General features: G+C 58.3%; 30 protein-coding genes. 2 read left to right on the top strand and 28 right to left on the bottom strand.

Going from position 1 to position 17,779, the window contains the following annotated elements; genetic code table 11:
- Nucleotides 1-25: 25 nt before the first annotated feature.
- The 5 genes from K2Q04_RS09475 to K2Q04_RS09455 form a co-directional block, all read right to left on the bottom strand.
- Entirely contained in the window at nt 26-340 is a 315-nt protein-coding gene (locus K2Q04_RS09475; protein ID WP_291162457.1) for a copper-binding protein, read from the bottom strand.
- Nucleotides 341-387: 47 nt separating this feature from the next.
- Nucleotides 388-885, bottom strand: a complete 498-nt coding sequence (locus K2Q04_RS09470) for a cupredoxin family protein (protein ID WP_291162454.1) — start codon at nt 883-885, stop codon at nt 388-390.
- Between the two features lie 26 nt (nt 886-911).
- On the bottom strand, nt 912-2,297 hold the full coding sequence (locus tag K2Q04_RS09465; RefSeq protein ID WP_291162451.1) for a copper oxidase: 1,386 nt from the start codon (nt 2,295-2,297) through the stop codon (nt 912-914).
- Between the two features lie 16 nt (nt 2,298-2,313).
- A complete protein-coding gene (locus K2Q04_RS09460) occupies nt 2,314-3,636 on the bottom strand; it encodes a TolC family protein (RefSeq protein WP_291162448.1) in 1,323 nt (440 codons plus the stop codon).
- 149 nt (nt 3,637-3,785) lie between these two features.
- Nucleotides 3,786-4,040 carry a hypothetical protein gene (locus tag K2Q04_RS09455; RefSeq protein WP_291162445.1) on the bottom strand — a complete coding sequence of 85 codons (255 nt, stop codon included), beginning with the start codon at nt 4,038-4,040 and terminating at the stop codon, nt 3,786-3,788.
- 763 nt (nt 4,041-4,803) lie between these two features.
- Here K2Q04_RS09455 and K2Q04_RS09450 point away from each other — a divergent pair.
- Entirely contained in the window at nt 4,804-5,076 is a 273-nt protein-coding gene (locus K2Q04_RS09450) for a metal/formaldehyde-sensitive transcriptional repressor (RefSeq protein ID WP_291162442.1), read from the top strand.
- Complete coding sequence (gene dmeF / locus K2Q04_RS09445) at nt 5,073-5,993, top strand: CDF family Co(II)/Ni(II) efflux transporter DmeF (protein WP_291162440.1); 921 nt, start codon at nt 5,073-5,075, stop codon at nt 5,991-5,993. The genes K2Q04_RS09450 and dmeF overlap by 4 nt, the downstream gene beginning before the upstream one ends.
- 465 nt (nt 5,994-6,458) lie before the next feature.
- Here dmeF and K2Q04_RS09440 read toward each other — a convergent pair whose 3' ends face one another.
- From K2Q04_RS09440 to K2Q04_RS09330, 23 genes are all read right to left on the bottom strand, one after another.
- Entirely contained in the window at nt 6,459-7,433 is a 975-nt protein-coding gene (locus K2Q04_RS09440) for a hypothetical protein (RefSeq protein ID WP_291162437.1), read from the bottom strand.
- Nucleotides 7,420-7,647 (bottom strand): hypothetical protein, encoded by a 228-nt coding sequence (locus K2Q04_RS09435; RefSeq protein WP_291162432.1) that lies wholly within the window; start codon nt 7,645-7,647, stop codon nt 7,420-7,422. The genes K2Q04_RS09440 and K2Q04_RS09435 overlap by 14 nt, the downstream gene beginning before the upstream one ends.
- Before the next feature lie 11 nt (nt 7,648-7,658).
- Nucleotides 7,659-7,865, bottom strand: a complete 207-nt coding sequence (locus tag K2Q04_RS09430) for a hypothetical protein (RefSeq protein WP_291162429.1) — start codon at nt 7,863-7,865, stop codon at nt 7,659-7,661.
- A gap of 86 nt (nt 7,866-7,951) precedes the next feature.
- A complete protein-coding gene (locus tag K2Q04_RS09425) occupies nt 7,952-8,194 on the bottom strand; it encodes a hypothetical protein (RefSeq protein ID WP_291162426.1) in 243 nt (80 codons plus the stop codon).
- 13 nt (nt 8,195-8,207) lie between these two features.
- Entirely contained in the window at nt 8,208-8,423 is a 216-nt protein-coding gene (locus tag K2Q04_RS09420; RefSeq protein ID WP_291162424.1) for a hypothetical protein, read from the bottom strand.
- 42 nt (nt 8,424-8,465) lie between these two features.
- A complete protein-coding gene (locus tag K2Q04_RS09415) occupies nt 8,466-8,672 on the bottom strand; it encodes a hypothetical protein (protein ID WP_291162422.1) in 207 nt (68 codons plus the stop codon).
- Nucleotides 8,673-8,692: 20 nt separating this feature from the next.
- Entirely contained in the window at nt 8,693-8,974 is a 282-nt protein-coding gene (locus K2Q04_RS09410) for a hypothetical protein (RefSeq protein WP_291162420.1), read from the bottom strand.
- A 115-nt stretch (nt 8,975-9,089) separates the two neighbouring features.
- Nucleotides 9,090-9,320, bottom strand: coding sequence for a hypothetical protein (locus K2Q04_RS09405; RefSeq protein ID WP_291162419.1), 231 nt, complete (start codon nt 9,318-9,320; stop codon nt 9,090-9,092).
- A 2-nt stretch (nt 9,321-9,322) separates the two neighbouring features.
- A complete protein-coding gene (locus K2Q04_RS09400) occupies nt 9,323-9,538 on the bottom strand; it encodes a hypothetical protein (protein WP_291162416.1) in 216 nt (71 codons plus the stop codon).
- Complete coding sequence (locus K2Q04_RS09395) at nt 9,535-9,735, bottom strand: hypothetical protein (RefSeq protein ID WP_291162414.1); 201 nt, start codon at nt 9,733-9,735, stop codon at nt 9,535-9,537. The genes K2Q04_RS09400 and K2Q04_RS09395 overlap by 4 nt, the downstream gene beginning before the upstream one ends.
- Nucleotides 9,736-9,832: 97 nt before the next feature.
- Nucleotides 9,833-9,979: a hypothetical protein gene (locus K2Q04_RS09390; protein WP_291162411.1), complete on the bottom strand. Its 147-nt coding sequence runs from the start codon at nt 9,977-9,979 to the stop codon at nt 9,833-9,835.
- Nucleotides 9,979-10,239, bottom strand: coding sequence for a hypothetical protein (locus K2Q04_RS09385; RefSeq protein WP_291162408.1), 261 nt, complete (start codon nt 10,237-10,239; stop codon nt 9,979-9,981). The genes K2Q04_RS09390 and K2Q04_RS09385 overlap by 1 nt, the downstream gene beginning before the upstream one ends.
- Before the next feature lie 108 nt (nt 10,240-10,347).
- On the bottom strand, nt 10,348-11,121 hold the full coding sequence (locus K2Q04_RS09380; RefSeq protein WP_291162405.1) for an N-6 DNA methylase: 774 nt from the start codon (nt 11,119-11,121) through the stop codon (nt 10,348-10,350).
- A gap of 3 nt (nt 11,122-11,124) precedes the next feature.
- The gene (locus K2Q04_RS09375) at nt 11,125-11,331 is read right to left on the bottom strand and encodes a hypothetical protein (RefSeq protein ID WP_291162402.1); all 207 of its coding nucleotides are present in this window, start codon (nt 11,329-11,331) and stop codon (nt 11,125-11,127) included.
- A 41-nt stretch (nt 11,332-11,372) separates the two neighbouring features.
- Nucleotides 11,373-11,537 carry a hypothetical protein gene (locus K2Q04_RS09370; RefSeq protein ID WP_291162400.1) on the bottom strand — a complete coding sequence of 55 codons (165 nt, stop codon included), beginning with the start codon at nt 11,535-11,537 and terminating at the stop codon, nt 11,373-11,375.
- A gap of 195 nt (nt 11,538-11,732) precedes the next feature.
- Nucleotides 11,733-12,011, bottom strand: a complete 279-nt coding sequence (locus tag K2Q04_RS09365; protein ID WP_291162356.1) for a hypothetical protein — start codon at nt 12,009-12,011, stop codon at nt 11,733-11,735.
- Nucleotides 12,012-12,185: 174 nt separating this feature from the next.
- Complete coding sequence (locus K2Q04_RS09360) at nt 12,186-12,746, bottom strand: hypothetical protein (protein WP_291162353.1); 561 nt, start codon at nt 12,744-12,746, stop codon at nt 12,186-12,188.
- A gap of 269 nt (nt 12,747-13,015) precedes the next feature.
- Nucleotides 13,016-13,507 carry a hypothetical protein gene (locus K2Q04_RS09355; protein ID WP_291162350.1) on the bottom strand — a complete coding sequence of 164 codons (492 nt, stop codon included), beginning with the start codon at nt 13,505-13,507 and terminating at the stop codon, nt 13,016-13,018.
- A gap of 886 nt (nt 13,508-14,393) precedes the next feature.
- The gene (locus tag K2Q04_RS09350) at nt 14,394-14,780 is read right to left on the bottom strand and encodes a hypothetical protein (protein ID WP_291162347.1); all 387 of its coding nucleotides are present in this window, start codon (nt 14,778-14,780) and stop codon (nt 14,394-14,396) included.
- Between the two features lie 83 nt (nt 14,781-14,863).
- The gene (locus K2Q04_RS09345) at nt 14,864-15,379 is read right to left on the bottom strand and encodes a hypothetical protein (protein WP_291162344.1); all 516 of its coding nucleotides are present in this window, start codon (nt 15,377-15,379) and stop codon (nt 14,864-14,866) included.
- A 123-nt stretch (nt 15,380-15,502) separates the two neighbouring features.
- Nucleotides 15,503-15,859 (bottom strand): hypothetical protein, encoded by a 357-nt coding sequence (locus K2Q04_RS09340; RefSeq protein ID WP_291162341.1) that lies wholly within the window; start codon nt 15,857-15,859, stop codon nt 15,503-15,505.
- Nucleotides 15,860-15,995: 136 nt separating this feature from the next.
- Nucleotides 15,996-16,406 carry a hypothetical protein gene (locus tag K2Q04_RS09335; protein ID WP_291162338.1) on the bottom strand — a complete coding sequence of 137 codons (411 nt, stop codon included), beginning with the start codon at nt 16,404-16,406 and terminating at the stop codon, nt 15,996-15,998.
- 209 nt (nt 16,407-16,615) lie between these two features.
- Nucleotides 16,616-17,731 carry a hypothetical protein gene (locus K2Q04_RS09330; protein WP_291162335.1) on the bottom strand — a complete coding sequence of 372 codons (1,116 nt, stop codon included), beginning with the start codon at nt 17,729-17,731 and terminating at the stop codon, nt 16,616-16,618.
- Nucleotides 17,732-17,779: the final 48 nt, after the last annotated feature.

Below are 17,779 nucleotides of genomic sequence, written 5' to 3'. Positions count from 1 at the left end.
GGGTACGAAGGCCGCCCGCTGCCGGTCACTTGGCCTTCCCAACCATCATGACCGTAAGCTGGCCGTTGACCTTGTCGGCGCTGAACTTGATCTTGTCGCCAGGCTTCACCTGCTTGAGCATCGCCGGGTCATTGGCTTTGAACACCATCGTCATAGCGCCCATGTCGAGATTGGTGATGGCGTCGTGCTTGATCGTCATTTTGCCGGCGGACTCATCGACTTTTTTGACTTCGCCGTTGATCATCGGAAGCGCCTTGGTCTCTTCGGCGGATGCCAAACCGTTAAAAGACAGCAGCGACAGCAGCGCTGCGCCGAAAAGTGTGGCTTTCACTCGTTTCATGCTGTGAACTCCTAAGTTGCTCAACACATTCCCCCGTCCCAGTCGCGTCATTTGACGACGACCTTGCCGTGCATTCCCGCCTCGTAGTGGCCAGGGATGAGGCATGCGAACTCGAAGGTACCGGCCTTCGAGAACTTCCAGAGGATTTCGACCTGCTTACCCGGCTCAATGCTTTGCGCGTTCGGATCATCGTGCTCCATCTCGGGGTTTTTCTGCATTTCGAGCTTGTGATGAGCGTTGTGCTGCTCCGAATCGAGGAAGAACTCGTGCTTGAGCGCCCCGGTATTTTTCACGATGAATTTGATTTGCTCGCCTTGCTTCACATCGACGGAATCCGGAGAATACGTCATCGCGCCGTCGCTCTCGCGCATCGTGATCTCCACAACCCGAAACGGCTTGGTGGCATCTCCGGGTTCGCCGGCGGCATAATCGTCGTCGTCAGCGCCCTCGTGCGCCATGGCGTGCGGCAGCATCGACGGCATGTAGCCGAACGTCAGCGCGACGCTAAACGCGGCCGCCGCGAGAACTCGAAGTGTACGAAGCATGGATGATTTTTCTCCCTGTTGATTGATCAATGATTCATCGGACCTGTGGGCTTCACCACCCGCAGATCGACATCGTCTGGATTGGTTTCGGCGGAGGGGGCCTCCTGCGCCTTGGCAAGTTTGCCGGTCCACTCGCGCGCAACGGTGCCTTCGGGATGCTTGAACCAGCCGGGGTCCTTGTAGTCGTTGCGATCGAGGTCCTCGCGGACCTTCATTACGGTGAACATGCCGCCCATTTCGATGGGGCCGTATTGGCCGTAGCCCGTCATCATCGGCAAGGTGTTGTCGGGTAGCGGCATTTCCATTTCGGCCATATCCGCGCCGCCCGCCTGTCCCATGGGCATGTAGCCGCCCGGCACGACCTTCGAGATTTTTTGCCGCATGCTTTTGAGATCGACGCCGACGTAGGTTTTCACATCGTGGCCCATAGCATTCATCGTGTGGTGTGACTTGTGGCAGTGGAACGCCCAGTCGCCCGGCTGGCTCGCGATGAATTCAACGGCCCGCATCTGTCCGACGGCGCAATCGACCGTCACCTCGGGCCAACGCGATTCAGGTCTGGTCCAGCCACCATCAGTACAAGTCACTTCGAACTCATGCCCGTGCAAATGGATGGGATGATTGGTCATTGTAAGATTGCCGAAGCGAATGCGGACGCGGTCGTCCTTGCGCACGACCATGTGGTCGATGCCGGGAAAGGCCCGGCTGTTGAAGGTCCAGAGGTTGAAATCGAGCATGGTGTTGACCTTGGGCACGTACGCACCCGGCTCGATGTCGTAGGCGTTGAGGAGGAACACGAAGTCGCGGTCGACACGATGCTGGCTGGCATCCTTCGGATGCACCACGAAGAAGCCCATCATGCCCATGGCCATTTGCAGCATCTCGTCGGCGTGCGGGTGGTACATGAAGGTGCCCGAGCGGCGGATCTCGAATTCGTAGGCGAAGGTCTGGCCGGGTTTGATCTGCGGCTGCGTTAGCCCTCCGACGCCGTCCATGCCGTTGGGCACCGGCATGCCGTGCCAATGGATGGTCGTGTGCTCGGGGAGCTTGTTGGTGACGAAGATGCGGACCTTGTCGCCTTCGACAGCTTCGATGGTGGGTCCAGGTGATTGCCCGTTGTAGCCCCACAGATGTGCCTTCATTCCCGGCGCGATTTCTCGGACCACCGGCTCGGCGACGAGGTGAAACTCTTTCCAGTCGCCGTTCTGCCGCCAGGGCAACGTCCACCCGTTGAGGGTGACAACTGGTTGGTAGTCGGGACCACTCGACGGATACAGAGGCGGCTGCATTAACGGCGAAGCCTGCGTGGCCGCTTCGGGGATCGACGCGGCGGCGACACGGCCGGTCACCTGCGTCACGCTCGCGAGCGCCAGCCCGGAGGTTGCAAGGAAGTTGCGACGCGAAACGGTCATGAGCTTCGTTCCTTCGTTAGTCGTTCTGTGCTGATGTTCGCTGCATTTGGCCCCCGCCGACGGTGCTCATCCCACCTCCCCCGACGATCGCGGCATGGAGGTCTACATCTGCGAGCCAAAAATCCCGCTTGGCGTCGATGGATTGAACGTTGGCGCTGATGCGGTCCCGCGCGTCTGTGAGTAAACCGAACAAGTCAGACAACATGCCGTTGTAGTTGAGCAGCGTTTGCTCTGAGATGATCTCGCGCAATGGCAGGATTTCTTTGTCGTAGTAGCGCGCGATGTCGTACGCGCCACGATAGACTTGATACGACTGGCGCGCGTCCGCGCGCACATTGACCGCCTTGTCCATGAGCAGATTGACGGCACGGAGATAGGTTTCTTCGGCGCGTTTGGTCTTGACCTCACCGAAATCGTAGATCGGGATTTGCAAGCTCAGTTCGTAGCCGTTGCGGGGCGTCCGCTCGCCGCTTTTGATTTCATTCCGGCTTACGCCGCTCGCCTCAAGCATATCGATGAAGCGTAGCGCGTGCGTAAGTCCGTACTCTTTGGACAATGCGGCAAGCTCCATTCGCGCGATCTGAAGATCGATGCGCGAGGTGACCGCCTCGGTCTCCACATCGGCTGACGTTCGTGGCTTCGGTGGCAGCGCCTGAAGTTTATCGGGGAGTCGATAAACGAGCTCACCGCCCCACAGCCCCAGCACGCGATTGAGTTTCTCGCGTTCGCCGCGTTGTTTAAGACGCGCGACCGCGAGCTGTCCGCTAACTTCCGCGTAGAACGCGTGCTCCCGCGCCTGGTCGAGCTTCGGTAAGGCGCCGGTCTCGCCCAGTTTCTTTGCCAGTTCCGACACCGCGTCGGCAGCGGCGCGAGACTGTTCAAGAAACTTCACCGTTTGCCCGGCCGCCACGGCGCGGTAATAGGCGCGACGCGCTTCGGCCGCCGTGGCGAGTGTGGCTTCAATCGCGCGAGCCTGGGCGACTTTGAACGTGTCCTGCGCAATCTCGCGACGGCGCGGCAGCGTAAGCAGGGCGAGGATGTTCTGCGTGACCAGCCGCTCAACCTCAAGCTCGGCGCCCGTCAGATGCACCAACGAAAACGTGGGAGCGGGCGGAAGACTCGCCTGCACAAGATCGGCCTCGGAAACACCGAGATCGTTGTATGCGGCCTGAAGTGCGCGGTTGTTGAGCAACGCGATCTCCACCGCGCCGCTGGCGGTAAGCGGTCTCGCCAAAAGCGATCCCACGCGCGCCTTTGCGGCTGCGGCGTCGGCCTCATCCCTAATCTTTACGGCCGGCGTTCCAAGAACGCTGCCAGTCTGGTCCGCGACGAGTGTCATCCCGCCATCCTTCGAAAAATGAGCGCAACCGCCGAGCGCGAGCCCAGCCGCCGCGACTGTTGTTATTCCGATGGATCGAGCACCCCCGCGCCATGTCCACCGCAACGTTCCCCCGTGCATGCGTTGTCTTTCCCCCGTAACGATGACGCTCAGTGAGCGTCGTGGCCCTGCGAATTTGGTTTGGCGTCCGGTTGCTTTGGCGCGACGCGGCGATTGATGTCGCCCCAGGGCATCGGTTCGACCGGCCGATAGGACTTCGCGCCTGCGTTCACAGGGGCGTAGGACTGTTCGCGCACGGAGACCGGCCTGTCCGGCATGGGCCCACTGACCGGCCAAGTGGGCGCTTCACCCCAAGCGGTAAGGGTGGGCACCAGGAGCGCTGCTATCAAAACACGAACTAGCATTGGAAACCTCACATCTGGAGGTCATGCGGTCACCATGGCGTGCGTTCCGAATCCAATGGCCGTGGGGGCGCATAAGACGCAAAAAGCCGACATGTACGAGAATGTGGCGCGAAGAGGCGGCTATGCCTTTATCGCACTCGACCGGCAACGGGTCGGCGCCGTTTGGGCGCAATTAGACTCTTGGAGGTCTTTCGAGACCGAATTTGCGGTCGAGTGTCTTCGCTAAAGAATTATAGGCGACGTTGATTCGCTTGACGGCTGGATCGTAATTGATTCCGGCGCCGACACCCTGCAACGCCGACGCGGACGGCCCACAGGGGGCGCAGTGAGATATTCCCAAACAGCAACATGCGCCCGTGCAGGGACGGCCGACGGGGAGTTCGCTCGCTTCGAAGTATTGCGCGGACGTCCCAAGGATCTTCGCGTCGGTGTCAGCATGAACTTGGCCGGCCATTACGGGCCTCGCGGACACGTCCTCGTCCACGCCACCATGGGCGCTGGCGGCCGTCGTCAAGCCCAGCATCATGAGGGCCATAAGCGCCAGAAATTTAACCCAGTATCGCACGGTCGTCCGATCTGTAGCAGCCAACGACTCAATAACTAGTACGACGGCCGGCCCGCCGCAAGTGCGCCAAGCCACGCTTTGGCACGCGTGGCGGCTGAAACGTTGTCATATCGCCACGCTTGCGGCCGGACCTAGCTGTTTGTGCGGCCTACTTCGATCAACTCCAAGCTATACTGAAAGAAGGTAGACCCCTATCCTATGCCACACACCATCGCCATGAAACCGAAGCTTCTCGCCCGGGTCCGCCGGTTGAAGGGGCAAATGGAAGCCATCGAGCGCGCCGTTGAGGCCGAAGCGGCCTGCCATGAGGTGCTCAATCTTGTGGCGTCCGTTCGCGGTGCCATCAACGGGCTGACCGCCGAATTGATTGAAGACCATATCCGGAACCACGTCGTCGACGTCGCGGATGAGCGGATCAGGTCCAAAGGGGGCGCCGAACTCATCAACGTCATCAGGAGCTATCTGACATGATTTCCGCCCACGTGCCCACCAGTGGGCATGACCACGTTTTCCTTGGCAGCGGCCACGACCGCAACGAATACCGTACGTCGACCATGATGGCGGGTGAGATCATTGCCGGGACCATTTTCGGGTCGATGGCGTTGGTCGCCGACGGCTGGCACATGGCCACCCACGCTGCCGCCATGATCATGGCGTTGGTCGCTTATTATTACGCGCGCCGAAACGCCAGGAACGCCCGGTTCACCTTTGGAACGGGCAAGATGGGCGACCTCGCGGGCTTTGCCAGTGCCATTGTTCTTGCACTGATTGCCGTACTCATCGGATGGGAAAGCCTGCTCCGCCTTGCCAAGCCGGTTCAAATAGATTTCCATCAAGCGATCGCCGTGGCCGTGTTGGGTCTAGCGGTGAACATCGCCAGCGCATGGCTGCTGCGCAATGAGGACCATCACGACCTTGGGCACAGTCACGACCATGCCCACCATCAACATCACCACGGCAAGGGCCAAGATAACAACTTACGCGCGGCCTACGTCCATGTGCTCGCCGATGCGCTGACTTCGGTTCTCGCGATTGTCGCTCTGACCGCGGGTAGTCTTTACGGCTGGATATGGCTCGACCCCGTCATGGGTGTGGTCGGCGCCATCGTCATCGCAAACTGGTCTTGGGGACTGATCCGCGATGCCGGCGGCGTTCTCCTCGACTACAACCCTTCCCACGAAGAGTTACCGGGAGAAATCCGCCACGCGCTTGAAACCCCGCAGGATCAGATTACCGACTTGCACGTGTGGCAGCTCGGGCCGGGGCACCATGGCGCCATCATCGCCCTCAAGTGCAAAGCCCCACGCGCGCCATCGCACTACCGGGAAAAGCTGTCGGACATTCACGAGCTTTCTCACGTAACGATTGAGGTCGAACCTTTTGTTTGAAGCGCTGCCCTTAGGTCAGCGATCGGAATTTGGATCCGACGCATCAACGCGGAAGCGAGGGTATGTCGGCGGGGTGCTTGCCACTCTAATCCCGAAACCTTCCCCGATTTGCTCAAATGTCCGCCATTGGCCCATCGCGGCGGTACGGTTTGCCAACGGCAGTTTATCGCTCAAAAGCGGTTTCTAATGGGGCGGATAGCGGGGGTGTTTATAAGTTCACGGCCGAGATCAGAACCATGTGCAGGCTCTACCCAGACTCGCAACGTCGATGCGATCCGGCCGGTCTGCAGAATGCGCATCGCGGCGGGGATCATAGCCCCGCGCCAGTGTGAAAATCTAGGCCGATGACTCGAGAACCACGTCTCGGAGTCGGCTTGCTCGCTCAACAGGACGGGCATCCGTTCGTGATTGATCGCATCCGTGAGTTCGGCATCGTCGTCGTCTCGACATTGGGACCGTCCATCTTCACCAGTCCGTTGCAGCGCAGCCAGACACCCGGAAACGCGAACAGGCGCGGTCGGCATCGCCATTGACCGCAGCATCTGCTGTCGTGCAATCAATTGCACTTCTTAGGCCTTTCCAGATCGGGAAACGGGGACGGCCGTTGACGCCGATACCGTTGAACTTGAAGCTGACCATCTGGCCTGGCAGCTCGTCCTTGATCGCCCAGAGCGCAGCCACGCCGGCTGCCAAGCTGAACTCGACGGTCTCCTTGCCGTTGTTCCAGCGGACATCGACTGCACCCAGCGTGCCGTTGGCGACCTTGCCGGCCTTGGCTGTCGAGCGCTTCGTGTGGCCCAACTCATCGACCTGAGCTTCGTTCGTGTTCGACTCCTGCTCGTGGACTGCCAGGATTTCGCCTTCGGTGTCCTCCCAGAACTTGATCTTCAGCATGATCTGCTCGTTCAGCGTCGAGCGGCCATACTTGTACTGGCCTGCTATCGATCTCAGGATCGCTCCTTCGTAACCCTGGTCGAACCACCAGCGGCTCATGTCATCAGATTCGTCGGCCGACTTCACATGCACATGCGGCAGCAGCTTGACGTACGGCAGGTTCAGGCTCTCAACCACAGTGCGTGCATTCTCGTGCCGGGTCATGAACGGCGCATCGAGCGAGAAGTCGTCGAACACCCAGAACGTGAAGTCGGGTTCTCCTGATTGCTTGCCCACGCCCTTCGCCGTGTTCGTGAAGACGTTCGGATCGTTCGGTGCTCCCACGGTCAGCTCGCCGTCGAGGCCGTGTGGAAGGCTGGTCAGGTGCCGCCTGACATGCAGGTTCGGGATTTCGAGCAGCTTGCGAGAGCGCGGCTCACCCTCAACAATCAGGCACCGGAAGCCGTCGAGCTTCGTGCTCATCATCTTGGGCCATGTCACTTCCGTGTGCAGGTTAGGTACCTTGCTCAGGGCGAGCAGTGGCTTCAGTTTCTTAGGCGTCGACATCGGGCTTCCCTTTCGTTTCGTCTAATCCTTTCGCTTCGGCGGTGGCCTTGAGCGTCTCGACTGTCTCCGTGTAGGCCGCCCACACGTGGCGCCGCGTTACATCGAGCCACTCAGACTGGTACTTGGCGTACCGATCGTTCACGCGGGTGTAGGCCAATCTCAGCTCGACCATACGGCACGCAAGCGCAACGATTTCGGGGTCATACTTCAGCAATGTGCTACTCCTCATGCTGCCCGCTTCAGGCTGTAGTCGCCGTACGTCTTCTTGAGCTCGCGGCGCAGCTTGTTGAGCGAGGTCTTCGGGCAGGGCGACTCCCAGCATTCAAGGAGGCTGAGGTACGGGCTGCCGCGATACTCGGTCCACTCGAACGCCATTGCGCGGTGGGCGCCTTCGCCGGTCATTTCAGTCTGGAGGATAAATTCGCGTTTCATCATTCACTCCTAGTGATGAATTGCTTGACCCGTTCATTCTGCGATGCAGTCGAGCGGGGTCAAACTGAAAGCGACTGAATTTGCAATTAATTGCAAACTACAATCCAATCATCCGGCTCAACAGGCTTACTTACCTTTCTGGCAATCGGTCTGGCGCGGATGGCCTTCGCCTCCATGACGTCAGAGCCATCACTCCAGTCGATATCGAGCGAGCCGTCATCCACACCCTCCTGAGCGAGTTGCATGGCCTCTTCGGGACTGGCGGCAGTGATCGTCACTTCAGCCACCTCTTCGACGAACTGCTGGATCGTTACTTTGTACTTCGGCACGGCGCTCTCCTGCTCAATTCAGACGTTTCGGGTCGTCAGGCTTCTTCTCGGTCAGCGTTGCTACTCGCAGGCCGAGCGCCTCGTTGCCTTCCTTCCAATCGAGATCAATCGAGCTATGCTCGAGACCGTACTTGACGAGGGCCATGGCCTCTTCGTCATTGTCGGCTTCGACTTCGAACTCAGCGACCTCTTCCACGTACTGCTTCACGCGGACAGTGTACTTCGGCAACGACGTGCTCCTAGATTGTATTTGCAATTAATTGCATTATGCTCAATCGATCGAAACGACGGACCTGATCTTGACGCCTATATGGTCGATCGATATCGGAGCGAGCTCGTCCTTCCACTCGGGAACAATCGTGCCGTCATCGATACCTTGCCTGACGAGCTTGACGGCTTCTTCCAAGCTGTCGGCGTTGACTGCGATGTCGGCCGCCTCTACGACCATCTGCTGAACTGTTACTTTGAACCTCGGCACGTCTACTCTCCTACGCTTGCTTAATGCAGATCAGCCGGCACCGACCGCTTGACCCACGGAGCATCGTGGTCGGCTTCCAGCTCCTTCTTGCCGACGTTCTCCTCAAACTCCTCCAGGGCGCGCTTGATGGCGATGGCTTGGCTCTTCGACTCCCAGCACGCGTGGATCGCGAACACCTTCTCTTTGCCCTCGCCGACAAACCGGCCAACGGTTGCCCTATACACCTCGCCAGGCATGCGCTCGACGGTCACTGTGAAATTCGGAGGGTCTTCTGGCTTCTTTCCAGTCTTCTCTTCAGTCATCTTGCACTCCTAGTGATGGCTTCATACTGCGACCTGACCGGGGCGGGTCAAGTGAATTTAATTGCAAATCCTCGGCTTGCTAAACGTCGGGCATACACTCGGCGTTAGCGCTTTCTTAGCGCTTCGGGCTTGCTATCTCAGTCGTGAGTTGGTAGCCGCCGCGCATGAGGCGTTTCAATCGCCAGTAGTTCGTCTGCGCCTGGGCTTCGGTGAAGCGAGTGGCTTGCGCAACGTCGCGCACCCATTCAAGCCGGTCCTCGTGCCAGAAGCGGTGCGGGCCGATACGTTTGACGTAGATCTTCACCCCGTCGGACGGATTGACGCCCGTGAGCCAGTACTCGGCCACCTTCAGTGAGCCGTCAGCTTCATGATCGCGAGGAAGATACCGGCAATGCCCACGGTCTGGAAGAGCACAGCCTTCACGTCGGACAGCTTGGCGTCCAGGTAATCCTTGGTGACGTACTTGTCATCGAGCATGGTTTCGAGCGCCTTAGCATGAGCTGTGGCGATCTTAGGCTCAATTCCGGCGGTTGTCAGCTGGTCAATGTAAGTGGCTAGTTTCACTGCTGGGTCTCCTGTTGCGCCTCTGTGAGGACTTCGCGGACAATCTTGGCGACACCCGTCTCAGGGCCGAACGCTTCATGCGTGCCAAGGGCGATGTCGACTACTTCATCTTTGCCGATCTCAATCTCCAGCTCGAACTCCACCGCGCTCACGCAGTTGTAAAGGTCGACCGGGCGGATCTTGCTGACATCGATCATGGCGCTCACTCCTAGTTGCCATATGTTCTGCAATCACTCTGCGCCCCATGCGAGCGTGGTCAATTGAAATGCGACGACTCCTGCTGAGAAATTGCAATTAATTGCCCGCTGCGGCCTGCTCTTTGGCTTTCTTGGCTGCAAGCATGCGGTCGATCGAGGCCTGCATCCCGCTCTCGCGAACCCGATCGGGTGCGAACAGGTCGTTCATCAGGCGGGACAGCTTCTTCTGGGACTTGCGGTTCATCAGGCGGCTCTTGCGTTCTGGACTGCGTTCTGGGCTTCTTGCGTGCGGTAGGCGACGTACAGGCGGCCACCGATTTCAACCGAGAGATTGTCTCCGTCATCGTCAACGTCGGCTGCGTTCTTCTTCAGGATGTTCAGCACATACGTCTTGGTGGCTGGCTTCTCCGAGTGGGTGCCGGCGCATCCGCAGCAGCACTTGCCAGCGCGGCCTGTGTAAACCGATTTGATGTCCGTCTTCTGGAGGGCGTTCAGTGCGATCATGGGGTTCAATCCTAGTTTGCCAAGTTGTCTATACGTACTCTGCGCCCCATACGAGCGGGGTCAATTAGAAAGCGACTGCACCTGCTTAAATTTGCAATTAATTGCACACTACTCCACCAGAGCGGGCTCGACTACGTGATCGGGATGCAGCTTGCGCTTCGGGTAGCGCAGGGCCGGCGCCGTGATCAGGACATCGAACATCTCGCGCGTGATCGTGTTGCCGTGGACGACAACGGCTGACGTGTCAGTCAAGGTCAGCTGAATGTAGGCGCCGCAGACGGCCTTCAGATCTATGTCCGTGCAGACCCAGTGGGCGTGTCGCGCGGGATCGAGGTTGAACTCCCGCATCACCTGATTGGCTGCTAACACCATTCCGCCAACACCGCACGCGGGCTCGCACAGCATCAGGTGATCACGGCCCTCGTCCTTCATGACAGCCTCGAGCATGTCGCGAGGGTTCGCCATTGTCATGCGGGCGGCAACTATCGAGAGCTCATGCGGCGTGAAGAACTGACCGACGTGCGAGTTGGCTGCGACCTCCATGAACATCGGCCCAATGAAGTCAGACGGCTCCTCGTCGAGTGCGAGCTGAGCAACTGCCAGCATCTTGCTCATGGCGCCCATCGTGTCATCCGGGTGCCGGCACGAGTGCACGATCTTCATGTAGCGGGCCTCGTTCTCGTCCCACGTGAGCTTGTCGCCGATCGTCCTGAGCACCGGATTGCGGAGCGCACAGGTGGCAGCCTCCAGCCACTTCGTCAGGGCGTCGTACTCACGCCAGCCTTCCAGCATGGAGATCTTGCCGACGAGCTCCAGGAACTCCCTCGAGCGGGCCTTGTGGCGGCTAGCCGGGGCGACCTTCTGAGCGGTACTACGTGCCACTGGTCAGCCTTTCTGCTTCGCGGCCTGGTAGCCAGCGCGATAGGCCTCTTTCTGCTCGTCACTCCAATGGCCCCAGGGCGTGCAGGCCCAGCCGTAGCCAAAGTGCGAACGGCCGGTTGCGTAACAGTCGTCCATGCTCGGGTTGTCCCTGATCCTGGCCTCGCGCTCGGCGAAGTTGACTTCGCCACTATCGTTCGTGGTGTCGTTCATGCGTTCATTCTCCTGGCTGTGCAATTAATTGCAAACTGCTATCAAAACTTGAGTCCGACAGAGTGGCGCTGGCAACGGCTGGCGGCGTAGCGGAGGTTGGTGCAAACGGCTATCTGCGTGCCGTCGGGTGCGATGCAGGCCCACTTCTTGAAGCCCAGCAGACGTACATCGTAGCCGTCGGGCAGCTTCTCTTGCGTATTACTCATTGGCTTCAGCCTTTGTGCGAACCTTCATCACGCGGCGAACAAGCCGGTGCTCACGAGCCTTGCCTTCCGACCGGGCTCTCTTCGATCGACGATTACCGTAGCTGTCATCGGGGAACTCATCGTGGCCTGGGCAACAGCCACAACAGCCAGGCTTGAGCCCGATGATCTCGCGTTTCATCGTCTACTCCTGACGTCTCAGTTGCGAATGAGGCCGAGGCGCTTGGCGTCTGCCTTGGCGAGCGACTTGTCGAGTGCATGCTGGCGAACAACCGGCAGCGTCTTCAACTGGGCGACTGCCTCTTCTTTCGAACCGAACATGCGGCTGAACTCGCGGGCTGCCATGCAGAGGACCGTCGATGCGTCCATGGCTGCGAAGTTGCGGGGGTTCGTACGAGCGAGCTTCTTGAGGTCGACCGGGGCCATAGCTACCGGGGAGACAGGTGCACGAAGAGCCGAGAAAGAGGAGGTTTGCATCGCTTCAATCCTAGTTGGATGCCGTTGATGTCCTCATTCTGCGTTGCATACGAGCGAGTGCAATTGAAAAGCGACTGCCTGCAGAGAAGTTTGCAATTAAGCGCAAACTACGGCTAACAACTGCATAACAAAAGGCGCCACCTCCTGAGAAGCGACGCCCTATTCCGGCCCTGATTACTTCTCTACGGGAGTCCTGCCTGTCTTCATCGTGTCGGTTGAGCGCTGACACGCAGCAAGGAGCTGGCCCAATGCTTTCGGCATACCAATCAGGTCGAAGTTGCTCGAGTGCATGATCTGACCGTCCAGCATGCCGGCAACAGCAAACCTTGTACTTGCCGTGCGGACGAGCTTGGCAATGGTGAGGACATGGGTGCGGGTGGTCTCCGCATCGTCTGCCTTGAAGAGGAACTTATTGTTGTTGTTCACCAAGAGCTTGGCGGGGATTTCGGTGGGCGGCAAGTCATCGACGATGATTGCGAGCGTCGCCTTCCCTTCTACGCGATCGCCTTTGAACCTCTCGGGCGTGACCAAATTCATCGCCATGTCGAAATTATTGCGGCACGTAAAGCCGGTCATCATCTGCCGATTAGTGACAATGAAGGCGTCATTCACCGCGCCCTGGAACGCGTTTGGCTCGCTGTTGAAATACCATTCTTCTGCTCTGGCAGTCCCTGACGACAACAGGACGCCTGTCATGAGCCCGGACACGAGCGTTGCATATGCCAACCGTTTCACTTCACCCCTCCTGGGTCTGCACTAGATGCAAGAAAGCCCCGAGCCACCCGTATACTGAGCGGCCCGAGGCTTTCACACACCAACTAGCTGGTGCTTTGGGAACGATCAAGCCACGTACATGCTCTATCTACGGGCTGAATACCGTCAATGGCGAGCTTGCTTTTATGCCGGACTGACCGAGCGCCTAACCGCTCCCTTGATACAAACATCCTCGCACATGCGGACACCGGTGCAATTGAAATGCGACTGCTTGTGCAATTAATTGCAAATCAGGCGAAATCGATCAGAACGAAACGGGCCGTACCGTCCTCGTTTTGATCGAGCAGCTGGCGGGTGAACTCCCGTACGCTCGGGACATAGAGCGGCTCATACGTGACGTCGACTTTATCGGTCAGCGCGTTGAAGACTGCGCCCGTCACCTTGTACCTGAGACCCGTCTTCGTGTGCTTCCAGACTTCGCCTTCACTCGGCACAGGCGGTATGACGGACTTCGGGTCTGCAGCCCTTTGCACAGGCGTCATGCGGTACCAGCTCGGACGGCCGTATGGCTGTGCCGGTTCCTCGAACTGCTCCTCGTCTTCTTCGGCGACTTCTTCGCCTTCGTATGCGCGCCATGCAGCGATACGCGCTTCGAAATCACGGTCGAGCTTGGCCGAGTACCGCAGCCATATTGCGACCATGAAGGCGCCCGCCAGCAAGAAGCCGGCTAGCGATACAAGCTCCCAATTCACGTGCTGCACCATCGTCTGATCATACGTCATCTGGATCTCCATCAGAGCCTCCCCCACAACACCCACAAGAAAATGCCGAACCACACGCACCCAGCGCCGATCAGCATGCCGAGCTCCATCGCACCCATCAGAGTTTCCCCAGCAGCATCATCACCGCCACGAACAGACACAGCAGTGCTGCACCCAGCCACATGACCATTGCAACGATCGCCGCTGCCGACGTCGGATCTATCTCTCCGCTCATACCGGTGCCGTCTCCTGCTCTACGGGCTGTACATCTGCTGGGCGTTCTACCGGCGTTCTGTGAGTGCCTTGGATCTCTCTGCTGAACCACGTCATCGTTGCGATTGAACCGATCGATGCGCCCACAACGATCAGTGCGAATACCCACGTAATTGCAGCTGTTCTGACACCCTTACTATTATCGTTGTCTGGGCTCACTTTGATCAGTCTTTCTCGGCTGTTTCTGAGCTTTGCCTGGCTCTCTTCAAACGTCTCGTATCTGCTGGGGTTTTGCGGGCTTGCTGCCATTAATTGCACTCCTTCAGGCATGGTTCTGCTACTATCGTTTGCCGCGATTTTGGGACTGTCTCCAGGGACGTCCAAAGTTGGCTTTTGGCTTAGGTCTTTGTCCCTGTCAGATCTTGTCAGTCTGACTCTTCGGGAAGTGCTTGCCGCGATTGTTTCGGAGGCGCTCTGAGAGCTTCTGAGATTGCCCCGAAGAGCTTCATGCTCGCGACTGTGTATGTGTTGCCGGACTTCATGATTTGGGCTCTGGCACTCATTGCCGAGGCTTTGTCGGGGTACTCCAGCTTGAGTGGTCCCTGCCCTCCTGATTGGAGGACAAGGAACTGGGCGGTACCCTTACGTGTCTGCGCTACAGAGCTGACGAACGTTACTGGGGTGCTGCCGCGTTTCATTGGGCTGTTGCGCCCCCTTCAGAAGTGCTTGCCGCGATCGGTGCGGAAGGTGCTTCTGCTGGCTTTGCCTCTGCTGGTGTAGCGGGCTCCGGCTGAGCGGACTGTGGCGGCTTAGGCGCCGGTATCTCGGGCCATGCCGTGCCGTGAACGTCCATCACCTTGCCGGTGAGCAAATCGAGCGTACGGATCGAGGCCTGCATGCCGGCTACCCACGAGTTGAACGTCGTGAAGTCGCGGATCAGGTTCGGATCGTTGATGGCGCGGGCGATCTGCTCGCGTTCCTTCTGGAGCTTCATGTCCACGCCCTGTAGAACGCTGGTCAGGTCTACCGGTGCGGTCTTGGTTGCCGAGATTTGCTGCTGAGGCTGCTGTGCTGCTGCCATTCTTCCCTCCTGGGTTTGTGCAATTAATTGCAAAAGCAGCGTGCCACAAAACCATCAGCCAAGCCAATGGTTTTCGTGGTTACTCAGCGGTCTTTCTCGAGATCCTTAAGAAGCTTTACGAGCGCTTCTTCCTTGTTGATTAGGCCACGGGCCGACTGCTGCGCGCCGCGTTTGATCAGGGCGTTATAGAACAGGTTGTAGTCGCTATCTTTGAAGTACATCAGCACGCAATGGGCGTTCGCTGGTTTCTTCTGGCCCTTGAGGAGCGCTTGCAGACTGTGCGCGCTGTTCTGCTCAGCCATAGTGATCAATTCCTGGGCATTGCTGTCGTTTATGTGCTTCGTCAAGATCATGACCTTGGTCCAGCCAATCTTGTGCAAACGGTTCTTCGAGATGCCGAGTTTTCGAAACGCCCTATCGATCTCGACGAGATAGTACGCCTTTCGTTTGTTGACAGACGACTTCTTGTAGAACTTCTGAAACTCAGCCGGATCAGTCTCCAATAGATCGCGCAGATGGTGCGCGAGGTCCATGAAGTTGTCTTTGAGCTGCGGAGCCAGTGCCAGAGCTTTATCATAAAGCACGGTAGCGTCGGCCACATCGTCCTCCTTAGTTGTATAGCAGGCGTGCCTGGGTAATTAATTGCACCCTTCCGCCTGCAAAAAGTTTCCTAGTCATAAGTCCGCTGCCCTCCTGGCATGTCGCGGGTAGAGTCCATCGGCTCACAACGAATCGAGAGCCGCTAGAGTTTCATTGTTTGTGAAATCCGGCACCAATAAGTCTCGGTTGAGCTTATTGATGGCGAAGTCGGTGTAGATGTTAGCGCGCCCCGAAGTCGGCAACTTGACCCCACTAAGGTATTTGTTGATGTACTCCGGGTATCCGATCACTTCCAAGCCTCGAGCAGCTGCCGCCTTCGCCTTCACCGTATCCGTCCGACTCGCTACTAGTATCTCGGTATCTTGCCGAACTGCAGGCTGAATTGACAGATCAGCCTTGAGGCAAGCTGCCGCTAGATTCGCCCGAAGGATTGTATTGCCGTTGCCGTCGATGGCAGGGCCGGTGAAGACGATACGCATTTTACTCGACCTTTTTCCGGTCACCCCCTTCACTCCATGTTTGGGTGATGACCGTAATAATCTGCTTTAGGACGTGCAGAAATCAATTGAATTGTGCAATCAACTGCAATTGAATTTCTGTAAACTTAACAAGTAGTTAAGCTGCCAACAGGCCTCGATACTTGGCCGCTTTCTTCGTCAGCTTGATGTGCACTTTGTCGTCATCGACCTTCCAGTCGAGCAACGTCGTCTTGCCGAAACTCATCTCCTTGCCGTCACGCCAGACGATCACCCAGGCGGGCGTTACCGACTTCAGATCGAACGTCAGGACGACGGTGTCGGCTGTCTCCTTGAGTCCTACTGTCAAGTCCCCCTTGGCCGGGCTGACGGCGACGGGCTTTGGCTTGGCCGGCGGCATGTAAGCCGGGAGCACCGTGATCGGGACAACTTGCCATCCCGTCGGCAGCTTAATGGCATCGTACTTGCCGCCATTGTGCTTCTGCATGCGAGCGGCGATGACCGCGGCTACGTCACGCTGCGGGAAAATCATTGATTGCTGGGTCTGCATCTCTTCACTCCTAGAAAGATGTATCACCCTTTCGACATCTAACTTAGGCCGGAACGAGTGCAAATGAAAAGTGCAATTGATTTCAAAATTAATTTCTACAAACGAAAAGGCCCCTCAACACCCGTGCGTCGCGGGTACCAAGAGGCCTTCTCTATCAACGAGGCTGGGAAGCCGCCCAGCAGGATGGGCGGTGGGTTACCTCATTGAATTTACTCCGGAAGCGACACTTCGATCGAGGCGTCCGGGAATGCTTCTTCAAGTGCTTTCAACGAGGCTTCGAGGCCTAGTTTGATCAGCCGCTGCTTCATAGAGACGCCGCCCAGGTAATCGAGGCAGATGTTCTCGAGAGCCACCGTGTCGACGGACGTATTCGAGTCCGTCTTCGCCTTGTCGATGGCCGCTTCGATCGTCTCCTTCTGGCCCGAGTGCACCTTGAACGTCTTCGTCGTCGTGGTGGAGCTCGTCGACTGGTCGGTGATCGCCTTGCCTTGGGTCAGGGTCGCCTTCACCGTCTCGCCGAGCTGCAGGGCGGTCTGGCTCTTGGCAATTCCCACCCAGTTGTCGACGTTGTCGGGCTGAATGACCTCGGCGATGATCTTCAGCTTCGTCCAGCCGAGATCCTTGACCTTCTCCCACGGCACCTTGCTCTCGACGAGCGAGTTGTAGATCGAGATCCAGTACATCGCCTTGCGGTAATGGATGCCCAGGCCCTTCTCGACATACTCACGGAAGTTCGGGTAGCCGGCCACCCAGCCCTTGGTCTGGATCACCGAGAGGACGCCGCCGAGCTTGAAGAACGTCTTCTCGGTCTCGTCAGCCAGAAGCGTGACGGCCTGCAGAGCGTCCTTCTCGTTCATCGTCTCGATTTCGTGGACGAGGTCGGTCAGCGCGTCAGCCGCCACGATCTCACCGTCAACGGCCTGCTGCGTTAGAGCAACCTCGGTTCCGGTCGACTTTGGCTTGGCAGCCTTTGCCGCCTTTTCCTTCTTGGGCTTCTCAGGCTTGCCTGTCGTCTGCACGACACCGGCGCACTTGAACTCTTGTGGCGTTGCGGCTGCTGCTTCCGGGGCGTCTTCGGCCTGGCTCTTCAGCCACACCTTCTTGCCCTCGAGCGTTAAGCTGGCCCAGTCTTGCGGCACATCGAGCGAGAAGTCCTTTACGACCTGTTCAACCTCTTCGGCCGATAGAACGTCGATATCGACTTCGACACCTTCTTCAGGTGCGCCGGTTGTAGCGGCTGTAGCGGCTGCGGGCGCTGAGCCCAACTCTTCGTCGATTGCGGCCTTCTTGCCGCCGGTAAGCAAACTAAGACTTGCGGCAGACATGCCGTTCTCCTTGGTTTAAGGGATTGAGGTGCGCCACTCCTTGGCGGG

The sequence above is a fragment of the Hyphomicrobium sp. genome (assembly GCF_019753045.1).
Taxonomy (GTDB): domain Bacteria; phylum Pseudomonadota; class Alphaproteobacteria; order Rhizobiales; family Hyphomicrobiaceae; genus Hyphomicrobium_B.
This window is presented reverse-complemented; position numbering and strand designations above follow the sequence as displayed.